Raw genomic sequence first — 1,435 nt, forward strand, 5'->3', positions numbered from 1 at the left:
GGATCAGGTGTCCAGGTGTTGACCGAGGCGGCCGGCGAGGTCCTGGATGAACTGCCAGGCGACGCGGCCCGAGCGGCTGCCGCGCGTGGTCGCCCATTCGAGCGCATCGGCGCGCAGCGCGTCGGCTTCGATGCGCAGGCCGTAATGGCCGGCATAGCCCGAGACCATCTCGAGATATTCGTCCTGGCTGCATTTGTGGAAGCCGAGCCAGAGGCCGAACCGGTCCGAGAGCGAGACCTTCTCCTCGATCGCCTCGCCGGGATTGATCGCGGTCGAGCGCTCATTGTCCATCATGTCGCGCGGCATCAGATGGCGGCGGTTCGAGGTCGCGTAGAACACGACATTCCCCGGCCTGCCCTCGACGCCGCCGTCGAGCGCCGCCTTCAGCGACTTGTAAGAGGTGTCGTCGCCGTCGAAGGAGAGGTCGTCGCAGAAGACGATGCTGCGATGCGCATCCGGGCGCAGCAGGCCCATCAGCGAGGGAAGGCTCTCGATGTCCTCGCGGTGGATCTCGATCAGCTTGAGCGGCAACGCCTGGCCGGCGAGGCGCGTGTTGGTGTCGGCATGGACCGACTTGACCAGCGACGATTTGCCCATGCCGCGCGCACCCCAGAGCAGGACGTTGTTGGCCGGCAGGCGGCGGGCGAAGCGCTCGGTGTTTTCGGCCAGCGTGTCGCGCACGCGATCGACGCCGCGCAGCAGCGAGAGCGCGACGCGGTTGACGCGCGCCACGGGCGCCAGTTCCGCCCCGGCGGGGTGCCAGACGAAGGCGTCGGCGAGCGTCAGGTCGGCGGGCTTGCGGGCGGGCGGAGCGATGCGCTCCAGCGCGTCGGCGATGCGCAGCAGGGCAGCGAGCGTCGGGTCTTCGGCGGTCGGCGAGGAGGCGTTCATGGCGGGCCTTCGAGCGGGTCGGCACGGAGCCGTACCGGGCGGTACGGCGATCGCAACGGTTAACGACTTGTCGCCGGGAAGCGCAAGGCCATTGCGCGAACTGCGGCGAGCCCATAGGTGATGGGCGGCTTGTGCGAGCCAAGCGCGTCCGATTGATTTAACGGCGCCTCTGGCTATAGTCCGCGCGATTTTTTGAGGCCTGTGACCAATTCTGCCGCGCCCCGCGGCCGGGGGCGCCCGCGCCGCCGCGATGAAGGAGCCGTTTCGTGATCACCCCTGCTTTCGCTCAAGCCGCTGGTGGCGGTGGCTCCACCGACATGCTGATCTCGCTGGTGCCGTTCGTCCTGATCTTCGTGATCATGTGGTTCCTGATCATCCGCCCGCAGCAGAAGCGGGTGAAGACGCATCAGGAGATGGTCAAGAACGTCCGCCGCGGCGACACGGTCGTCACCTCGGGCGGCATCGTCGCCAAGGTGTCGAAGGTGATCGACGACGGCGAGATCGAGGCCGAGATCGCCGACGGCGTCCGCGTCCGCCTGGTCAA

The 1,435-nt window shown here is 67.9% G+C and carries 2 protein-coding genes; one reads left to right on the plus strand and one right to left on the minus strand.

What is annotated here, in order from left to right:
* Positions 1-3: 3 nt before the first annotated feature.
* Positions 4-891 carry an ATP-binding protein gene (locus Q8M82_RS19915; protein WP_305693034.1) on the minus strand — a complete coding sequence of 296 codons (888 nt, stop codon included), beginning with the start codon at positions 889-891 and terminating at the stop codon, positions 4-6.
* A gap of 317 nt (positions 892-1,208) precedes the next feature.
* Between Q8M82_RS19915 and yajC the strand changes: the two genes are divergently transcribed.
* The coding region (yajC, locus tag Q8M82_RS19920) for a preprotein translocase subunit YajC (RefSeq protein ID WP_305693035.1) at positions 1,209-1,435 on the plus strand (227 nt) is incomplete at its 3' end.

It is taken from the genome of Allobosea sp. (assembly GCF_030694325.1).
GTDB lineage: Bacteria > Pseudomonadota > Alphaproteobacteria > Rhizobiales > Beijerinckiaceae > Allobosea.

Bases quoted from the DNA above. Each gene is read 5' to 3' on its own strand.
- Q8M82_RS19915 (WP_305693034.1), bottom strand. From the start codon at position 891: ATGAACGCCTCCTCGCCGACCGCCGAAGACCCGACGCTCGCTGCCCTG.